Source organism: Streptomyces flavochromogenes (genome assembly GCF_000717595.1).
Classification (GTDB): domain Bacteria; phylum Actinomycetota; class Actinomycetes; order Streptomycetales; family Streptomycetaceae; genus Streptomyces; species Streptomyces flavochromogenes.
On sequence record NZ_JNZO01000024.1, the window covers coordinates 40,261 to 58,628 of the forward strand.

The 18,368-nt window shown below is 72.6% G+C and carries 19 protein-coding genes; 11 read left to right on the forward strand and 8 right to left on the reverse strand.

Annotated features, from left to right (window positions below):
* Positions 1-27 precede the first annotated feature (27 nt).
* Complete coding sequence (locus IF00_RS0127455) at positions 28-1,125, reverse strand: DUF7847 domain-containing protein (RefSeq protein WP_030322536.1); 1,098 nt, start codon at positions 1,123-1,125, stop codon at positions 28-30.
* Between the two features lie 63 nt (positions 1,126-1,188).
* Between IF00_RS0127455 and IF00_RS0127460 the strand changes: the two genes are divergently transcribed.
* From IF00_RS0127460 to IF00_RS0127475, 4 genes are all read left to right on the forward strand, one after another.
* Entirely contained in the window at positions 1,189-1,509 is a 321-nt protein-coding gene (locus IF00_RS0127460) for a DMT family transporter (protein ID WP_030322537.1), read from the forward strand.
* A complete protein-coding gene (locus tag IF00_RS0127465; RefSeq protein WP_030322538.1) occupies positions 1,509-2,057 on the forward strand; it encodes a TetR/AcrR family transcriptional regulator in 549 nt (182 codons plus the stop codon). The genes IF00_RS0127460 and IF00_RS0127465 overlap by 1 nt, the downstream gene beginning before the upstream one ends.
* 153 nt (positions 2,058-2,210) lie before the next feature.
* Positions 2,211-3,194 (forward strand): 2,3,4,5-tetrahydropyridine-2,6-dicarboxylate N-succinyltransferase, encoded by a 984-nt coding sequence (dapD, locus tag IF00_RS0127470; protein ID WP_030322541.1) that lies wholly within the window; start codon positions 2,211-2,213, stop codon positions 3,192-3,194.
* A gap of 62 nt (positions 3,195-3,256) precedes the next feature.
* The gene (locus tag IF00_RS0127475; RefSeq protein WP_030322542.1) at positions 3,257-3,475 is read left to right on the forward strand and encodes a hypothetical protein; all 219 of its coding nucleotides are present in this window, start codon (positions 3,257-3,259) and stop codon (positions 3,473-3,475) included.
* Here IF00_RS0127475 and dapA read toward each other — a convergent pair.
* Positions 3,454-4,353, reverse strand: a complete 900-nt coding sequence (dapA, locus tag IF00_RS0127480) for a 4-hydroxy-tetrahydrodipicolinate synthase (protein ID WP_030322543.1) — start codon at positions 4,351-4,353, stop codon at positions 3,454-3,456. The two genes, IF00_RS0127475 and dapA, sit on opposite strands and share 22 nt — an antisense overlap.
* A 133-nt stretch (positions 4,354-4,486) precedes the next feature.
* Between dapA and IF00_RS0127485 the strand changes: the two genes are divergently transcribed.
* Positions 4,487-5,170 carry an SDR family NAD(P)-dependent oxidoreductase gene (locus IF00_RS0127485; RefSeq protein WP_030322544.1) on the forward strand — a complete coding sequence of 228 codons (684 nt, stop codon included), beginning with the start codon at positions 4,487-4,489 and terminating at the stop codon, positions 5,168-5,170.
* A 32-nt stretch (positions 5,171-5,202) separates the two neighbouring features.
* On the opposite strand, the gene IF00_RS0127490 is transcribed toward IF00_RS0127485, so the two are convergent.
* The gene (locus IF00_RS0127490; protein WP_030322545.1) at positions 5,203-5,661 is read right to left on the reverse strand and encodes a GNAT family N-acetyltransferase; all 459 of its coding nucleotides are present in this window, start codon (positions 5,659-5,661) and stop codon (positions 5,203-5,205) included.
* A gap of 98 nt (positions 5,662-5,759) precedes the next feature.
* Here IF00_RS0127490 and IF00_RS0127495 point away from each other — a divergent pair, with 98 nt between their 5' ends.
* On the forward strand, positions 5,760-6,473 hold the full coding sequence (locus IF00_RS0127495) for an antibiotic biosynthesis monooxygenase (RefSeq protein ID WP_037639189.1): 714 nt from the start codon (positions 5,760-5,762) through the stop codon (positions 6,471-6,473).
* Between the two features lie 53 nt (positions 6,474-6,526).
* Here the strand turns inward: IF00_RS0127495 and IF00_RS0127500 are convergent, their stop codons facing one another.
* Positions 6,527-8,386: an endonuclease/exonuclease/phosphatase family protein gene (locus IF00_RS0127500; RefSeq protein WP_030322548.1), complete on the reverse strand. Its 1,860-nt coding sequence runs from the start codon at positions 8,384-8,386 to the stop codon at positions 6,527-6,529.
* A gap of 231 nt (positions 8,387-8,617) precedes the next feature.
* On the opposite strand from IF00_RS0127500, the gene IF00_RS0127505 reads away from it, so the two are divergent.
* The 4 genes from IF00_RS0127505 (at position 8,618) to IF00_RS0127520 (ending at position 13,696) form a co-directional block, all read left to right on the forward strand.
* Positions 8,618-10,072, forward strand: coding sequence for a hypothetical protein (locus IF00_RS0127505; RefSeq protein ID WP_030322550.1), 1,455 nt, complete (start codon positions 8,618-8,620; stop codon positions 10,070-10,072).
* Positions 10,073-10,285: 213 nt separating this feature from the next.
* Complete coding sequence (locus tag IF00_RS0127510; protein WP_030322552.1) at positions 10,286-11,722, forward strand: alkaline phosphatase PhoX; 1,437 nt, start codon at positions 10,286-10,288, stop codon at positions 11,720-11,722.
* Positions 11,723-11,788: 66 nt separating this feature from the next.
* Entirely contained in the window at positions 11,789-12,514 is a 726-nt protein-coding gene (locus IF00_RS0127515) for a GntR family transcriptional regulator (protein ID WP_030322553.1), read from the forward strand.
* A 162-nt stretch (positions 12,515-12,676) separates the two neighbouring features.
* Complete coding sequence (locus tag IF00_RS0127520; protein ID WP_030322554.1) at positions 12,677-13,696, forward strand: 1-aminocyclopropane-1-carboxylate deaminase; 1,020 nt, start codon at positions 12,677-12,679, stop codon at positions 13,694-13,696.
* A 17-nt stretch (positions 13,697-13,713) separates the two neighbouring features.
* On the opposite strand, the gene IF00_RS0127525 is transcribed toward IF00_RS0127520, so the two are convergent.
* Together IF00_RS0127525 and IF00_RS0127530 are read right to left on the reverse strand one after the other, a co-directional pair.
* The gene (locus IF00_RS0127525; protein ID WP_209439798.1) at positions 13,714-14,949 is read right to left on the reverse strand and encodes a TerD family protein; all 1,236 of its coding nucleotides are present in this window, start codon (positions 14,947-14,949) and stop codon (positions 13,714-13,716) included.
* 36 nt (positions 14,950-14,985) lie between these two features.
* Positions 14,986-15,225 (reverse strand): hypothetical protein, encoded by a 240-nt coding sequence (locus tag IF00_RS0127530; RefSeq protein ID WP_030322556.1) that lies wholly within the window; start codon positions 15,223-15,225, stop codon positions 14,986-14,988.
* A gap of 148 nt (positions 15,226-15,373) precedes the next feature.
* On the opposite strand from IF00_RS0127530, the gene IF00_RS0127535 reads away from it, so the two are divergent.
* Entirely contained in the window at positions 15,374-16,309 is a 936-nt protein-coding gene (locus IF00_RS0127535; protein WP_037639180.1) for an AraC family transcriptional regulator, read from the forward strand.
* Positions 16,310-16,603: 294 nt separating this feature from the next.
* Here IF00_RS0127535 and IF00_RS0127540 read toward each other — a convergent pair whose 3' ends face one another.
* Together IF00_RS0127540 and IF00_RS0127545 are read right to left on the reverse strand one after the other, a co-directional pair.
* Positions 16,604-17,362: an SDR family oxidoreductase gene (locus IF00_RS0127540; protein ID WP_030322558.1), complete on the reverse strand. Its 759-nt coding sequence runs from the start codon at positions 17,360-17,362 to the stop codon at positions 16,604-16,606.
* Between the two features lie 50 nt (positions 17,363-17,412).
* A complete protein-coding gene (locus IF00_RS0127545; protein WP_030322561.1) occupies positions 17,413-18,222 on the reverse strand; it encodes an NAD-dependent epimerase/dehydratase family protein in 810 nt (269 codons plus the stop codon).
* Positions 18,223-18,368: the final 146 nt, after the last annotated feature.

Below are 18,368 nucleotides of genomic sequence, written 5' to 3' on the forward strand. Positions count from 1 at the left end.
GGCACGGCCGTTTCGCATGGTCCGTGGCTAGCCGTGTCCGGCCGCGCGGGTCAGCTCCGGGGCCAGGTTCTCCTTGCGGATCCGCTGGTCGACGTAGACCAGCGCCGTGACCAGCGGCGGGAAGACGGAGACGACCGCCTGGCTGACCAGCTGGCCGAGGATGAGGAAGGTGAAGATCACGCTCAGGGACGCCACCATGGTGGCGGATTCCTCGCCGGAGAAGTCGGAGAGCGCCAGCGGGGCCGACGCCACGGTGGAGAGGACCTGCTGGATCAGCATGCCGACGACGGACGCCATGATCCCGGCGGCGAGCAGACAGCCGAAGACGCGCCACCAGTCACCGCGGACCAGCTGCGAGGAGCGGCGCATCGAGGCGACCGGGCCCTGGCCCTCCATCACGGCCGCCGCAGGGGCCAGGCTGAACTTCACCCAGATCCAGACGGCGAACGGCACGGTCGCCAGCGCCACCAGGAACAGGGTCAGGGGAAGGACGAACGAGACGTCGGAGTCCGTTCCGACGCCTGCGTCGGACAGCTCGTCGAAGAACGCGACCATCATCGCGACGAAGGCGCCCAGGAGCAGGAGCATCGGGATCAGCAGCGTCGCGCTCGTCAGGAACACGGTGCCGAGCACGGCCGGCATCCGGTCCCAGGCCCGTCGCCAGATCGCGCCGAAGGTCGTGGGGCGGCCGAGTACCGCCTCCTGGATCACGGCCGGACAGGCCGCCGCCACCAGGGCGTTCGCGCAGATCATCGCGATCATGGCGGCCAGCCAGACGCAGACGAAGGCGATGAGCAGCGGCCGGATGTCGTCCCACTGCGGCTCCTGGCCCGCGGGCAGGTCGAACACGGCGGGGAAGACGTCGCCGACGATCGCGTACGCGATGCCGATCGCCGCTCCGGCGACCAGCAGGGCGCCGAGGTAGATCACCGCAGCCACTCCGAGGAGCTGCTTCCAGTAGCGGCCGAAGGCCGCGAAGGCGCCGGTCAGGATCGTGCTGAAGGAGAGCGGCGCCAGGGGTATCACGCCGGGCTTCGGCGGTGGGGGCGGCGGCGGATAGCCGTAGCCGTAGGGCGGCGGTGGTCCTGGGGGACCGTAGGGCGGCGGCCCTGGGGGAATCGTCATGCGGGACACCGTATCGGTCGGCGTTGTGTACGGCCGTACGCATCGTTGTGTACGCTCGTACGCATGGGTTACGGACTGCTCGCGGGCGCCATCGTGGCCGAGATACTCGCCACCACCTCCATGAAGTACAGCGAGGGCTTCAGCAAGCTCTGGCCCTCGGTCGTCACCGGCGTGGGCTACGTGGTCGCCTTCGCCCTCCTGGCGCAGGCGCTCAAGACCCTCCAGGTCGGCACCGCGTACGCCATCTGGTCCGGCGTCGGCACCGCCGCCGTCGCCGCCATCGGCATCCTCTTCCTCGGCGAGACCCTCAGCCTCGCCAAGATCGCCGGGATCGTCCTCATCATCGCCGGCGTCGCCGTCCTCAACCTGGGCGGCGCCCACTGATGGCCCGCCCCCGTCGCCACGACCCCGACCGGCGCGACCGGATCGTCGACGCGGCCCTCCGGGTCGCGGGACGCTCCGGGATCGCCGGGCTCAGCCACCGCACGGTGGCCGCCGAGGCCGATGTGCCGCTGGGCTCCACCACGTACCACTTCGCCTCCCTCGACGAACTGCTCGTCGCCGCGCTCCGCAAGGCCAACGAGGGCTTCGAGCGGCTGCTCCGCGAGAACTCCGCCCTCGGCGCGCCGGACACCGACCTCGCCGCCGCGCTCGCCCGCTTCATGGGGGAGTGGATGGGCGGCGACCGCGCCGCGGTGGAGCTGGAGTACGAGCTCTACCTCGGCGCCCTGCGCCGCCCCGCGCTCCGGCCGGTGGCCGCCGAGTGGGCCGAGACCGTGGTCTCCGTCCTCTCCCGCCGCACCGACCCCGGCACCGCGCGCGCCCTCGTCGCCCTCGTCGACGGGATCTGCCTCCAGTCCCTGCTCACCGGCGAGCCGTACGACGAGGAGTACGCGCGCGTGATGCTGACGCGGGTGCTGCGCCCGTCGTGAGCGGGAGCCGGAGGAGAGCCGGGCACGTGCCGTACCCGGCCTGAAGGAAGGACCGAAGCGGGCCCTCCCGCGCTCGTCGGAACCGCCCATACGCTCGACCGACACCTGAGACCGGTTGGCCCACGCGGGGCCCCGCCGGTTAGGTTTTCCGTCATGACCACTGCTCCTCGCACCACCGGCGCCGTCGCCGCCGGCCTCGCCACCATCGCCGGCGACGGCACCGTTCTCGACACCTGGTTCCCCGCCCCCGAGCTGACCGAGGCGCCCGGCCCCGCCGGCACCGAGCGGCTCACCCCCGACGAGGCCGTGAACGCCCTCGGCGAAGGCGCCGCCAAGGCCCTCGGCGTGGACGCCCGCCGCGGCGTCGAGGTGGTCGCCGTCCGTACCGTCATCTCCTCGCTCGACGAGAAGCCGCTCGACGCCCACGACGCCTACCTGCGTCTGCACCTGCTCAGCCACCGCCTGGTCAAGCCGCACGGCCAGAGCCTGGACGGCGTCTTCGGCCTCCTCGCCAACGTCGCCTGGACCTCGCTCGGTCCGGTCGCCGTCGACGACATCGACAAGGTCCGCCTCAACGCGCGCGCCGAGGGCCTGCACCTCGCCGTCACCAGCATCGACAAGTTCCCGCGGATGACGGACTACGTCGCGCCCGCCGGGGTCCGGATCGCCGACGCCGACCGGGTCCGCCTCGGCGCGCACCTCGCGGCCGGCACCACCGTCATGCACGAGGGCTTCGTCAACTTCAACGCCGGCACCCTCGGCACCTCGATGGTCGAGGGCCGGATCTCCGCCGGTGTCGTCGTCGGCAACGGCTCCGACATCGGCGGCGGCGCCTCCACCATGGGCACCCTGTCGGGCGGCGGCAACGTCGTCATCTCGATCGGCGAGCGCTGCCTGATCGGCGCCGAGGCGGGCGTCGGCATCGCGCTCGGTGACGAGTGCGTCGTCGAGGCCGGTCTGTACGTCACCGCCGGCACGCGGGTCACGATGCCCGACGGCGAGATCGTGAAGGCCCGCGACCTCTCCGGCGCCTCGAACATCCTGTTCCGCCGCAACTCGGTCACCGGCGCCGTCGAGGCCCGCCCGAACAACGCGGTCTGGGGCGGGCTGAACGACATCCTCCACAGCCACAACTGATCCGGTGACTCTGCGTTAACAGAACGCAGGGTCACTGCAGGCAGACAAGGCGAGGAGTCGACATGAGGACGAAGCCCATGGTCGCAGGAGTGCTCACGGTGGCGGCGGTCCTGCTACCGGCCGGGACGGCCGCGGCGGACGAGACGCACACCCACAACGGGCCCACCGTCACCAACGGGCCCAGCCTCTCGCTCCACACGGGTCAGATCGACGACCCGCTGGAGGACGTCCTGGAGCACGCCGCGATCCTCGGCCGGACCTACACCACCGACTCCGCCTGAAGCAGCGCCTCGTACAGACCACGCAGCCCGTCGACCGACTCCCGGTCGGCGGGCTGCAGCGGTTCGCGCACCGGGCCGCCGAGCAGCGCCTTGACGGTCACCGTGCCGGGCAGGCCCGCGGCCATCATCCGTTCGGCGAGCGGCAGCAGCCGGGCGTTGAGCCGGGCCGCCTCCGCCGTGTCGCCCGCGTCGAAGGCGTCGAGGACCGCGCGTAGCTGACGGGGCGTCACGTTCGCCACCGTGCTGACATAGCCGGCGCCGCCGACCGCGTACAGCGGCAGGTTCATCTCCTCGCATCCCGAGTAGTACGCGAGCGGGGTCTCCGCGATCACCCGCGCCGAGCCCAGCAGGTCGTAGGCGCAGTCCTTGACCGCCACGATCCGCGGGTGCTCGGCGAGCCGCCGCAGCGTCGGGGTCTCGACGCGCGTGCCGGTGCGGCCGGGGATGTCGTAGACCATCACCGGGAGACCGGTCGCGTCCGCGACCTTCAGGAAGTGGGCCTCGACGGCCGACTGCGGAGGGCGGCTGTAGTACGGGGTGACGACGAGCAGACCGTCCGCGCCCGCCGCCTCGGCCTGGCGGGCCAGTTCGGCGGTGTGGCGGGTGTCGGCGGTGCCGACGCCCGCGAGGACCGAGGGGCCGGGGCCCACGGCCTCCCGGACGGCGCGGACGAGTGCGGTCTTCTCGGCGTCGGTGGTGGTCGGCGACTCACCGGTGGTTCCGTTGAGGACCAGACCGTCGCAGCCCTCGCCGACGAGCCGGGCGGCCAGCTTGCCGGCCTCGTCGAGGTCGAGCCCGCCGTCCGGGGTGAAGGGGGTGATCATCGCGCAGAGCGCGCGGCCGAAGGGACGCGCCGGGCGGGAGAGGGAAGTGCTCATCCCCGAAGTCTGGGCGGATTGGACGGTGAAGGTCCACTTAGATCTGCTTCGGCTGAAAGATCACGGTCACTTAAGTGTGAGGGCTCTGACATGATCGACGGGCGCGACAGGGGGACATGGAGAACAGCACAGCATGAGCTCACACAGCACCGACGGCGGGCGCGTCGCCCTCGTCACCGGCTCGTCCTCGGGCATCGGCGCCGCCGTCGCCCGGCGTCTCGCCGGGGCCGGATACCGGGTCGTGGTCAACTCCGCCCGCTCCGTCGAGGCGGGCGAACGCCTCGCCGCCGAACTGCCCGGCGCCGTCTACCTCCAGGCGGACGTCTCCGACGAGACTCAGGCGGGGGCCCTCGTGGCGCGGGCCGTGGAGACCCTCGGCCGCCGCCTCGACCTCCTCGTCAACTGCGCGGGCACCACGCGGTTCATTGCGCACGACGACCTCGAAGCCGCATCGCCCGAGGTCTGGCGCCACCTCTACGACGTCAATGTCATCGGTGTCTGGCAGACCGTCACCGCCGCCGTCCCGCACCTGCGGAAGACCCGCGGCGCCATCGTCAACGTCTCCTCCCAGCTCCTCGCCAAGGCCCTCGGCCCCGACGTCCGGGTCAACGCGGTCGCGCCCGGCCTCATCGACACCCCCTGGTTCGACGGGGTCGAGGGCGCCGACCAGGCCAAGGCGCACGTGGCCGAGGTGGTCCCGCTGCGCCGCGTCGGCCGGGCCGAGGACATCGCCGGGGCCGTCCACGATCTGGCCCACTCCGCGTACATCACCGGCGAGGTGCTCCTCGTGGACGGCGGCGGCCACCTGCTCGGCTAGGGGCCCTTGCCGAGCAGGCCGGACCCGCGCCGTCACAGCGCGAGCTTGAAGCCCTCGTGGCTGCACGCGTACCCCAGGGAGGCGTAGAAGCGGTGGGCGTCCGTCCGCCGCTTGCCGCTGGTCAACTGGACCAGCGCGCACCCGCGTTCCCGCGCGCGTGCCGCGGCCCGCTCCATCAGTTCCCGGCCGAGTCCGCCGCCGCGCCGGTCGGCCCGGATCCGGACCGCCTCGACCAGGGCCCGCTCGGCGCCGCCCCGGCCGAGCCCAGGGATGTACGTGACCTGGAGGCAGCCCAGGACCAGCTCACCGTCCGTCAGGACCAGCAGCTCGTTGCGCGGATCGTCCCGGATGTCCGCGAAGGCCCGCTCGTACGCCTCGGTGACGGTCACCGAGGCGGGGTCCACGACGGTGTCCTCGTCGGCCAGGAGCGCGAGGACGGCCGGAAGTTCGGCACGGGTCGCGGGGCGCAGGGTCAGGTCACGAAGGATCATGGCGCGCAGTCTCGCACGCGAGCGGGGGTTGACCTCGACCAAGGTTGAGGGACGACGGTGGAGCCGTCCGAGGAACCCCCGAGGAGCAGGAGATGCTCATGAACGCCGTCGCCCACCCCGATGCCCGCCCCGACCTCCACCGCCCCGGAGTCGGCGCCGTCCTCGTCAGCACCTGGCGGGTCGGCACCCCCGAGCGCCAGCGCGCGGCCGTCGACGCCATCCGCAAGGCCTGGGAGAACAGGGAATGGCCCGACCTCGGGCTGCTCTCGTACAGCGTCTACGCCGGGACCGACGGGGACACACTGCTGCACTACTCGCAGTGGACCGCCGAGCAGGCCTACGAGGACTTCGTCCGCACCTACCGTGACGACCGGAACGCCGAGATCGACGCCGCCGTGCCCGGCATCGAGCGGGTGGAGCTCCGCCGCTACGCGCCGATCCACCGCTCCGCCGTCCTCGGCACGACGAGCACGGGGGAACTGCCCGGGGTCGTCGCGATCGTCGAGGCCGACTTCGACGGGCCCGACGCGGGGCGCCGGCGGGCCTGGGTGGACACCGTGCTCACCGCCCTGGACGAGGACGCGGCGCTGCGGCCGGGGCACGGCGGGACCAGCGTCCACTTCCATCTGTCGACCGACGGCGGCCGGGTCCTGAACTACGCTGAGGGGGAGAGCGGGCGGGCCCACGTGGCGTGGTCGGCCGAGGACGCCCGGACGAGCGAGGCCTGGGCGCGGGCGCACCACTACCCGGGGCTCGTGGGCAGCCGGGTGAAGCGGTACACGCCCGCGCTCAGCCTGAGCGCGGGCGTGTGACACGGCCGGACGGCCCGGAGCTGCTCGTCACCGCGCCGGGCCGCCCCGGGTGACTACGGGCGGAAGCGCAGGACCTGGGGGTCGTGGTCGCTGTCCTGGTCGGCGAACTCTGCGTTGATGTGGACGCTGTCGTACTCGAAGTGGTGCACGCCGGGGCTCGTCAGGATCTGGTCGAGCACCTGGCTGTTGCCCTGGAAGACGTACGAGTAGCGCTCGCTGCGCGGCAGCGACTTCACGGCCGGGTACAGCGCGCCGCCGTCGGTCAGCGCCTCCGTCGTCCCGGAGAACTCGAAGTCGTTGATGTCACCGACGACGAGGACGTCGGCCTGCTTCTCGACCGCGAGGAGCTGCTTCACGAAGCCGTTGACGGACTGCGCCTGGAGCAGCCGCTTCGCCTCGGACGAGCGGACCGGCGGCTGGTGGTGCGAGACGATGGACTCGTCGCCGCCCTTCGAACCGAAGTGGTTGGCGATCACGAAGACCGTACGGCCGCGGAAGACGAACTCGCCCGCGAGCGGCTTGCGGCTGCTCTCCCAGGCGGTGTTCGCCGGGTCGATCCGCCCGGGGGAGACCGTCAGGGCGGCGTGGCCCTTGCGGCCCGTCACGCCGGTGGCGGAGGTCGCGTCGGTGGCCGCGCGGTCCGTGAAGGAGACCCGCTCGGGGTTGAAGAGGAAGACCTGACGGATATTGCCGCCGGGCTCGCCGCCGTCCTTGTTGTTCTCCGGGTCGACCGAGCGCCACTCGTACGCCGGGCCGCCGGCCGCCACGATCGCGTCCGTGAACTTCTTCACCGTCTGGTCGGCGGCGACCGTGCCGTCGTTCTTGGCGCCGTTGTTGTCCTGGATCTCCTCCAGGGCGAGGATGTCGGGCGAGGCGAGGTGGGTGACGACCGCCTTCGCGAGCGCGTCGAACTTCTCCTGCGGGTCGCTCGGGTCGAGGTTCTCCACGTTGTACGTGGCGACGGCCAGCTCGTTCTTGTGCTGCTTGTCCGTGGACTCGCGCTCCAGGCCGCGGTCGGCGACCGTGCCGAGGGTGCGGGCGGTGATCGTGTAGCCGCCGAACTGGTTGAAGTCGAGCGGGCCCTCGGTGGTGCCGGTCAGCCGGTCGCCGACGTTCGCCTTGGGGAAGGGCTGCTGCGCGATCGGGGTCAGCGACTGGATCTGGAGCCGGCCGGTGTTCTGCGACTCGTACGAGCCGTAGACCGTGCCGCCGCGCCGGTTGCGGTTCTCCCACGGCTTCACCGTGACCCACAGCTCGGAGTACGGGTCGGTGGCGCCGACCACGCGCGAGGAGCCGATCCGGACGTTGGCGCCCTCAAGGGACTCGTAGTAGTCCAGGGCGTACGTCTCCGGGTCCAGGGCCAGGCCGTTGATCGAGCCGGCGGCGGCCGGGTCGCCCTCGGGGGCGTACGCGTCGGGGACGGACCAGGACGAGATGGTCACGGGGGCCGGGACGGCGTTGCCCTGCGAGACCACGGTGACGACCGGCTTGGAGAGCTGGGTCAGCGACTGGTTGCCGGAGTTCAGCCCACCGGGGACGTACTCGGTGACCGTGCCGCTCAGGCTGACCGCGTCGCCGACGGAGACCGTGGGGACGGAGCTCGTGAAGACGAAGAGGCCCTCGCTGGTGGCCGGATCGGCGTCGCCCTCGGGGTCCTGGATCCAGAAGCCGCGCGAGCCGTAGGTGCGGACGCCGGTGACGATTCCCGTCACGCCGGTGACCTGCTTGCCGACGAGCGGCGAGACGCGCGTGGTGCCCTGGATGTCGTGGATGCGGACACCGGCCGCGTCATCGGCGGCGGCGTTCGTCGAACCGGCCAGCAGACCCGCGGCGAGGGCGGCGGCGACGACGGCGGAGACCGCGGCGGAGCGCGCGACGGTGCGGCCGGCAGATCTCGGTATGGAGGAAGGCATCAGGGGACTCCGAGGGTGCTTGGAGGAACGGCAGATGAATCTACGCGCGTCAATCTCTGTGCAGGGCGCCCAACTTGTCAAGAGTCGACGGGTGTACGAAGGCTGACGGAAACGTGAACCGACGGACGTCCCCCCGGATGCGTCTACGCTGAGAGCCGCGCTCCGAGCCCGTCTCCGAGCCCTTTTCACCCGCCATCCTTCACCCACGGACGCGTCGAGGAGACCCCCCAGATGTCAGCGGAGCACCCCACCCTTCCCCCCGTTCGGCTGCGTGCGGACGCGGAGCTGGCGCGGGACGCGCTGGCGGCCCCCCTCCTCGCGAACGCGGTACGGCTCGCCCGCTGGGCCGGACCCGACATCCGGGTCGACGCCGGCGGCGAGCTCGTCGACGAGCAACTGCCCGAGGCCGTCGAGGTCCTGGGCCTCGCCGACGACGAGGACGGCGAGATCTCGGCGGGCGACGCCTGGCGCCTCGCCGTCGACACCGGCCTGGTGAACGTCGAGGACGGCGAGGAGGACGAGGCGGGTGACGCCCCCGGGCGGGCCTCGGCGGGCGACAACCTCGCGGTCGTCACGACCGGTTCGCCCCAGGACGTCCTCGCGCTCTGGCTGGACGGCTTCGACGCGGTCTTCGCCGACGCCGTCGCCCCGGTCCTCGACGACCTGGACGCGATCGTCGGCGAGGACGGCGAGATCGACATCGAGTCGCTCGACTGGGACCCCGAGATCGAGGCCGAGTTCCTGGAGGGCGTCCTCGGCAACCTCTACCTGCTCACCGTCAGCGAGGGCGGGCCCGGCGAGGGCCCGGTGCCGCTGCCCGCGCTCGCCGCGTCGATGGTCGTCCCCGACGACATGGGCGAACCGACCGACGACGTCCTGGAGCAGGTCTCGGACGCGATGATGCGGCTCGACGAGCAGTTCCGGCTGCTCGAACCGATCGGACTCGTCGAGTACCAGCCCGTCGACGAGGCGCTGATGGCCGACGAGGGCGAGGAGCCCGCACCGCCCATCGACGACGAGGACGTCACCCGGTACGGCATGGTCCGGCTCACCGAACTCGGTCTCTACGGCGTCCGGGCCCGGATGCTGGAGGCCGGTGTGGACGCCCCCGCCGTCGGCGACCTCGCCGACAAGGGCGCCGACGCGCTGCTCGACGGGATCGCCGGCTACCCGGAGGACGCCGCCCGCGAGGAGACCGCCGCCTGGCTGACCGGCCGCGTCCCGCTCGCCGCCGCCCGCGAGCTGCTGCACGCCGCACGCGGCTCGGACGCCGGCTCGCCGCTGCGCCGGCTCCACTGCCAGCAGACGCTGTCCCTGGTGGGCGCGGAGGCGGAGCCCGCCGTACGGGAGGTCCTGGACGACGCGGAACTCGGCGGCCTCGCGCGGGTCTGGCTCGCCGAGCGGGGCGCGGCGGACGTGCCCGCGCCGCCGGAGTCGATGATCTTCTGGCTGGCGATCGACACGATCGCGGCCCAGCTCGACGCGGACGGCGACCTGGAGGAGCTCCAGGAGCTGATCGAGGGGCTCACGGGGCGCCACGGCGGCTTCTTCGAGGCGGCCTGGCGGGTGGAGCACCCCGCGACCGCGGAGGTCCTGGAGGCGATGGGACGTCTGCACCGCGACAAGAGCGCGGCGAAGGAGGCCCGCAAGGCGGCCTTCAAGGCCCGGTCGCGGTCGGGGGCGTAGCCGCGCGGAGCGGTCGGGAGCGCGGTCGGGGAGCCGACCGCGGGGGACGGCGGCCACACCGGGCGGGCGTGGCCGGGGCCGTCGGTCGGGTTCGGGCGGCCGGGGCCGCCGGGCTGTGCGCCCGGCGGTGTTCCCGTGGCGTTCAGGCGGTGTTCGTGGCGGCGCGGGAGGGTGGCCCGCGACATCCGGGCCAGCACAGGGAGAACACCACACATGCCCCTCAACCGCAGAGAGTTCACGAAGCAGTCCGCAGTCGCCGGTGCGGGCCTCGCCCTCACCGGTGTGGTCGGTGCTCTCGCCACCGCGCCCGAGGCCCTCGCCTCCGACGACCTGGAGACGTACGGAGCCGGCCACGGCCATGGTCATGGACACGGCCACCGGCTCGGGTACGGAGAACTCGTCGCCGACCCCGAGGGGATGCTCGCCCTGCCCGCCGGGTTCTCGTACCGCGTCATCACCCACAGCGGTGTGACCCGGCTGGAGTCCGGCGAGTACACGCCCTCCAACCACGACGGCACCGCGGCCTTCGCCGGACCGCGCGGCACCACGTACCTGGTCAACAACCACGAGCTCAAGGGCACCCGCGACAAGTGGGACCACCCGGTCCCGCTCACCGAGGGGCTCGTCTACGACCCGGCCGCGGCCGGCGGCTGCACGGTCGTCGAGGTGCACCGTGACGGCACCGTCGCCGAGTGGGTCGGCATCGCCGGCACCTCCACCAACTGCGCCGGCGGCAGCACCGCCTGGGGCACCTGGCTGACGGGCGAGGAGAACTCGGACCGCGCCGGCGTCAACGGCATGACCAAGGACCACGGGTACATCTTCGAGGTCGACCCCCGCGACCGCCGCGCCAACCGCGCCCCGAAGCCGATCAAGGCCTTCGGCCGGTACGACCACGAGGCCGTCGTCATCGACCCCGGGCGCGGCCACGCCTACCTCACCGAGGACGCCTCCAACCCCAACGGGCTGCTCTTCCGCTGGGTGCCGCCGAAAGGCTTCGAGCACGGCCGTGGCAAGCTCCGTACCCTCGCCGACGACGCGGGTGTGCTCCAGGCCGCCAAGTGCATCGACTCCGCGGGCCGCTTCGTGGACGACCTCTCCCGGGCGACCCGGATCGGCACCGTCTACGGCGTGGACTGGGTCGACGTCCCGGACCGTGACGGCCGCACCGTCTCCGTCCGCAAGCAGTTCACGGACGGAGTGATCACCCGCGCCCGCAAGCTGGAGGGCATGTGGTGGGCCGACGGCGGCGCGTACGTCGTCTCCTCCTACGCGCGCGAGGAGAGCCCCGGTGCCGCGCACGACGGCCAGGTCTGGTTCTACGACCCCAAGCGGCGCACCCTCACCCTCAAGGTGCTGCTCGGCGTGAACGCGAACCCGGACGTGGACGGCGCCTACGACGGCCCCGACAACATCACCGTCTCCCCGTACGGCGGGCTCGTCATCGCCGAGGACGGCGAGGGCGTCCAGCACCTCTTCGGCGCCACCGATTCGGGCCGCACCTACCCGATCGCCCGCAACGACCTCAACGGCAGCGAGTTCACCGGCGTGACCTTCTCGCCCGACGGTGACACGCTGTTCGCCAACATCCAGGACCCGGGCATCATGGTGGCGATCACCGGCCCTTGGCGCCGCCAGCCGCGCCGCTGACCCGCACCGGTCCTTCACTTCTGACCTCTGGTCAGCTCCATGGACTGACATCTAACATGTCAGTCCATGGACGCATTACGGCCCGTGGGCCGGACCCTGCTGCGTGACCGGGCCTACGAGGCGCTGCGCGAGGCCATCGTGCGCGGCGACCTCGCCCCCGGCGCTCCGCTCAAGGACGCCGACCTCGCCGACCGGCTGGGGCTCTCGCGCGCGCCCGTGCGCGAGGCCCTGGCCCGGCTCGGCGACGAGGGGCTCGTCGAGTCCAAGCCGCAGAGCTACACCCGGGTCACCCGGCCGGTCAGCCGGGTCGTCCGGGACGCCGCCTCGGTGGTGCGGGTGATGCACGAACTCGCCGCCAGGACCGGCGTACCCCTGCTCGGGCCCGAGGGCATCCGGGCCATGCGCGAGGCCAACGAGCGTTTCGCCGCGGCCGTCCGCGCCTCCGACGTCGAGGCCGCCCTCCACGCCGACGACGAGCTGCACCAGGTCCTCGTCGTCGCCAGCGGCAACCACGCGGCCGCCGCCACGATCGCGCGGTACACCCCCCTGATCCGCCGTGTCGAGCGGCGCCTCTTCGGCGACGCCGGGAGCTGTGGCTCGGCCGAGCTGCACGCCCGGCTCATCGACGCGTGCGCGGCGGGCGACGCGGCGGAGGCGGTACGGGTCACCACGGAGATCTGGGCGGCCCTGGAGCAGCTGGCGGACGACGCCATCGAGGTGGCGGAGGTGACGGGCATTCCGGCGCCCACGCCGCCCGCCTCCTCCTCGTCGCACGGGTCCGCGGCTCCGTAGCGCGTTCGGCCCACCTCCGGCCCGCGTCCGGCCCGTGAGCCCGTCCCCGCGTCCGGCCCGTGAGCCCGTCCCGACGTCCGGCCCGTGCGCCGGTCCCCCGTCCGGCCGTGCCCGTCCCCCGCGCCACCGTCGACCAGCAGCCGTCACTCACCGGGAGCCGCTTTGCCGATCACCGACTTCGACCGCTACCCGCTCCTCTTCGGGCCCTCGCCGGTCCACCCCCTCGAACGGCTCACCCACCACCTCGGCGGCGCCACCCTCTGGGCCAAGCGCGAGGACTGCAACTCCGGTGTGGCGTACGGCGGGAACAAGACCCGCAAGCTGGAGTACCTGGTCGCCGACGCCCTCGCCCAGGGCTGCGACACCCTGGTCTCCATCGGCGGCGTCCAGTCCAACCACACCCGTCAGGTCGCCGCCGTCGCCGCCCGTGCCGGGCTGCGCTGCGTCCTCGTCCAGGAGAGCTGGGTCGACTGGCCCGACTCCGTCTACGACAAGGTCGGCAACATCCTGATCAGCCGCCTCGCGGGCGCCGACGTACGCCTGGTGAAGGCGGGCTTCGGGATCGGCTTCAAGGAGAGCTGGGAGCTGGCCCTGCGGGAGGTCGAGGAGAGCGGAGGCAAGCCGTACGCGATCCCGGCAGGGGCCTCGGACCACCGGCTCGGCGGGCTCGGCTTCGCGAACTGGGCGTACGAGGTGGCGGAGCAGGAGAGCGAACTCGGCGTCTTCTTCGACACGGTGGTCGTCTGCTCGGTGACCGGCTCCACCCAGGCCGGGATGGTCGCGGGCTTCGCCGCGCTCGCCGAGGAGGTGGGCGGACCGGCCCGCCGCATCATCGGCGTCGACGCCTCCGCGAAGCCGGGGCCGACGCACGAGCAGGTCACCCGGATCGCCCGGGACACCGCCGCTCTCATCGGCGTCGAGCGGCCGGTGACGGCGGCCGACGTCGAGCTGGACGAGCGCTATCACGCCGGCGTGTACGGCATCCCGGACGAGGCGACCCTCGACGCGATGAGGCTCGCCGCCCGCACCGAGGGCATGGTCACCGATCCCGTGTACGAGGGGAAGTCGATGGCGGGACTGATCGATCTGGTGGACCGGGGAGAGATCGGCCGGGACTCGACCGTGCTCTACGCCCACCTCGGCGGCCAGCCCGCCCTCAACGCGTACAGCGCCCTGTTCTGATCCGGGAACCCGGCCGCTCAGAGTGCCTGGGCGGCCGGCTTCACCATGCCCCGGACGGTCCGCGACTTCACGAACTCGCCCATCGCCGTCATCTCCCACTCGCCGGAGAACTGCTTGATCAGCTTGGCCATCATCACGCCGGTCTGCGGCTCGGCGGTGGTCAGGTCGAAGCGGACCAGCTCCTCGCCCGTCGCCGCGTCGATCAGCCGGCAGTAGGCCTTGGCGACCTCGGTGAACTTCTGCCCGGAGAACGAGTTCACCGTGAACACCAGACCGGTGGCGTCGGCGGGCAGCCGGCCGAGGTCGACGACGATCACCTCGTCGTCGCCCGCGCCCTCACCGGTGAGGTTGTCGCCGGAGTGCTTCACCGAGCCGTTGAGGATGGACAGCTTGCCGAAGTAGCAGCTGTCCAGGTGGTTGCGCTGCGGGCCGTACGCGATGACGGAGGCGTCCAGGTCGATGTCCTTGCCCCGGTACGCGGGCTCCCAGCCGAGGCCCATCTTGACCTGGGAGAGCAGCGGACGGCCGCCCTTGACCAGGGACACCGTCTGGTTCTTCTGGAGGCTGACCCGGCCCTTGTCGAGGTTGATCTTGCCGGAGGGGGCGGGGGCCGGGGGAGCGGGCGGCGTGGCGGCCGCGATCCGGGGGTCCACCGGGGCGACGGGCGGCGCGGGCGGGGCCGGGGGTGCCACCGGAGGGGCGACGGGGGCGGGCGGGGCGACGGGGGCGGCGGCGGCCGGGGCGGCGGGCTCGTCGTCCACCGAGACGCCGAAGTCGGTCGCGATGCCCGCCAGGCCGTTCGCATAGCCCTGGCCGACGGCACGGGCCTTCCACCCGCCGTTGCGCAGATAGATCTCGACGACGACGAGTGCCGTCTCGGTGGCCAGCTGCGGCGGGGTGAAGGTGGCGAGGACGGTGCCGTCGTCCGCGTTGCGAAGGGTGGCGGTGGGCTCGATGCCCTGGAAGGTCTGGCCCGCGGCGTCGGGGCTCGCGGTGACGACGATCCTCTCGATGCCGGCCGGGACGGCGCCGGTGTCCACCAGGATCGCGTCGGGGGCGGCACCGCCGCCGGAGCGGTAGGTGACACCGGGGCCGGACGGCTGGTTGTAGAAGATGAAGTCGTCGTCCGAGCGCACCTTGCCGTTGGCGCCGAGCAGCAGGCCCGAGACGTCGAGCCGCACCGGGGCGGCGACGTCCACCGCCACGCGCGCGGCGGTGAGAGGGATGTTCGAGCCGGGGGTCATAGCGGTCATGCCTGGGCTAACGAACCGGGCACCTTTGCCGTTCCCTTACCCTCGGCCGGTTCGGCCACCTTGATTACGGGGGTGGTTCCTGGCCTGCCGCTCGTTGCCGAAGCGGTACGAGCCCGTCCACCGGGCCATGACGAGCTGGGAGTCGCCCGACTCGACCTCGGCGAGGAACTTCTCCGCGCGGGCGCCGCGCAGCACGCCCGCGGCGCGACCCAGGTGGGTGAGGACCACCGAGCCGTCCCGGCGCTGTTCGTACGTGAATCCATGGGGTCGTGGCATGCCGGGCATCCTGCCGTTCCCGGTCAGATCCGTCATATGAATATTCTTTCGACCCATGGGTGCAGTGGGGGCGGAGGGGCCGGTGGAACCGGCGGGGCTGGGGGGCGCTGTGGGCAGGGTCGACGGGAGCTGTTTTCGGACAGAGGACGTGGACGAGGCGCGCGTGGAGCTCGACGCCCGCTACTACGCGAACCGGATGGACCTCGTCGATCGTGAGCGTCGCCCCTTCGCGGCGCGCTTCGACACGGTCGTGCTGGGCCCCCTGGTCATCGGTGACCTGAGCTGCGGGGCCGATGTGCGGATGAGCTTCGGGGAGCTGGGCGCGTACCACCTGAACGCACCGCTCAGCGGGCGGATGGAGATGCGCCAGGGCGGGGCCTCGATCGTCGCGACGGAGACCGAGGCCCTGCTGCTCGACCCGGCGGGCGACACCTTCCTCGACCGCTGGACCGGAGACTGCCGGACCCTGTCGGTCAAGGTCGGGGCGGCCGAGCTGCGCGAGCGCCTGGAGGCGCTGACCGGCCGCCCGCCCAGGGGCCCGCTCGTCTTCGCGCCCGGCCTGGACATCACGCGTGGTCCCGGTCTGAGCTGGGTGCGGTTCGCCCGCCAGGTCGCAGCGGAGGCGCTCGCCGGCGAAGGCCTCGCCCGGCACGAGCTGGTGGCGCGTCCTCTGCAGGAGGCGCTGCTCAACGGGCTGCTCCTGGCCGCCGAGCACCCCTGGCGCGAGGCGCTCGCGCACCCGGGGGAGCCGCGGCGGCCGGCCCCGGTCAAGCGCGTGATGGACGCGGTGCGGGAGCGGCCCGAGCATCCGTTCACGACCACCGAGCTGGCCTCCCTGGCCCGGGTGAGCGTGCGCCGCCTCCAGGAGTCGTTCCGCGAGTACGTGGGGATGTCGCCGATGGCGTACGTGCGGGAGGTCCGCCTCGACCGGGCCCGCGAGGAGCTGCGGGCGGCCGCGCCGGACGAGGTGGGCGTGAGCGAGGTGGCCTGGCGCTGGGGCTTCGCCCACCAGGGTCGTTTCGCGGCGCGCTACCGGGAGAAGTTCGGCGAGTCGCCGTCGGAGACATTGCGCGGGTGCCGCTGAGGGGCTGTCCGCACGGGCGGCGCGGGGGCCGTGCGGACGGCGCCGCAGGTCCGGCGTACGCCGGGGCGCGCAGGGGGCGCGTAATTCGTTGACCGGCGGCGTTCCATGCATCAACCCGCCGCGCATTCCGGACAGAGGCCGCGTTCCGCGGCTCGCGATGATCTTCGTGCGGGCCTACGGTGAGCAGGTCCGGCGCCAGCGTGCACCGTGACCCGGGCCCCGGCCGGCTCCCCCGTATCAGTCCGGCCGGGTCCTGCGTACCCCTGCTCGCTCCCGCCCGTGCGCCGGGAAGCCTCAGGCGAGGCCTCCGTTGCTCATCAGCAGCTGCCCGTTGATCCACTGCCCCTCGGGCGAGCAGAGGAAGTCCACCAGGTGCGCGGTGTCCCGAGGGGTGCCGAGGCGGCCGAGCGGCGTCTGCCGCACCATCTCCTCCCGGAGCGGCTCCGTCATCCAGCCGGTGTCGATCGGACCCGGATTGACGACGTTGGCGGTGACCCCGAGGTGCGCGAGCTCGCGCGCGGCGGCCAGCGTGATGCGGTCGAGAGCGCCCTTGCTCGCCCCGTACGGGAGGTTCCCCACGGTGTGGTCGCTCGTCAGGGCGACGACGCGGCCGGCCCCGGAAGGGCCGGTGAACCGTCGGCCGTATTCCCGGATCAGCAGCCAGGACGCGCGCGTGTTGACCGCGAAATGGCGGTCGAAGCTCTCGACGGTGGTGTCGAGGAGCCCGGAGTCGACCGACTCGCAGTGGCACATGACGAGGGCCGTGACCGGGCGCCCGAGCCGCTCCTCGGCCGTGTCGAAGACGCGCGCGGGTGCCTCGGGGTCGGCGAGGTCTGCCTCGACGGCCGTGCAGGCGGCACCCCGCGCGGCGAGCCGCTCGGCGAGGGCCGCGGCCGCGCCCCGTTCCTCGCCCCACTCCATGCGCCGGTCGTACGGGGTCCAGTACGTGAACGCGACATCCCAGCCGGACTCCGCGAGGCGGTCGGCGATGCCCGCGCCGATGCCGACCGTACGGCCGACGCCGGTCACGAGGGCGAGCGGGCGGTGGTCCATGGGGATGCTCCTGTCGTTCGGTGCGGTCGCCGGTGCGGGGTCGCGCGGAATCAGTGCGGCCACTGGGGCGGGGACACGCAGAAGTGGCCGCCCAGGTAGAGGGCGTCGGCGCTGTCCTCCGGCGGGAAGCCCTTCTCGGCGATGAGCTTCTCCGCGTAGACCTCGGAGTCGTCCTGCGGGGCGAAGCCGAGCGCCCGGGCCGAGGAGAGGTCCCACCACGCGCGCGTGTTGGCGGACGAGCCGTAGACGACCGTGTGGGCCACGTCCTCGGCGGTGAGCGCGGCGTGCAGGAGCCGGGCGCCGTCGGCCGGGCTGAGCCACATCGACAGCATCCGGACCGAGGTGGGTTCGGGGAAGCAGGAGCCGATGCGGACCGAGACGGTCTCGACGCCGTGCAGGTCCCAGTAGAGCTGTGCCAGGTCCTCGCCGAAGCACTTCGACAGGCCGTAGAAGGTGTCGGGGCGGTGCGGGGTGTCGACCGGCACGAGCGGGTCGCCCTCGCGCGGCTGCCGGGTGAAGCCGACGGCGTGGTTGCTGGAGGCGAACACCACGCGCGGGACGCCCTCCTCGCGGGCGGCCTCGTAGAGGTTGTACGTCCCGGCGATGTTGGCGGCCATGATCTTGTCGAAGGTCGACTCCAGGGAGATGCCCGCCAGGTGCACGATCGCGTCGACGCCCCGGACCGCCTCGCGCAGTGCCGCGCGGTCCGCGAGGTCGGCGACGATCGCGTCCGGCGCCCCCGGCACGGGGGCGACGTCCAGGAGGCGGAGCTCGTAGCCATGCGGGGGCAGCAGCTCCCGCATCAGCGTGCCGACGCCTCCGGCGGCGCCGGTGAGCAGGACGGTGCGGGGTACGGCCATGAAGGGGATCTCCTCCGTCGAGCGGCATGCGGTGGCATTCAACTGCATACCGTGGCATTCACGTGAGTGGAATTCACAACCGTGGACACGCTAGGGAGCGGCCCGACGGAGCGTCAAGAGTGTGCGACAGGGCGCGTTCTCTCCTT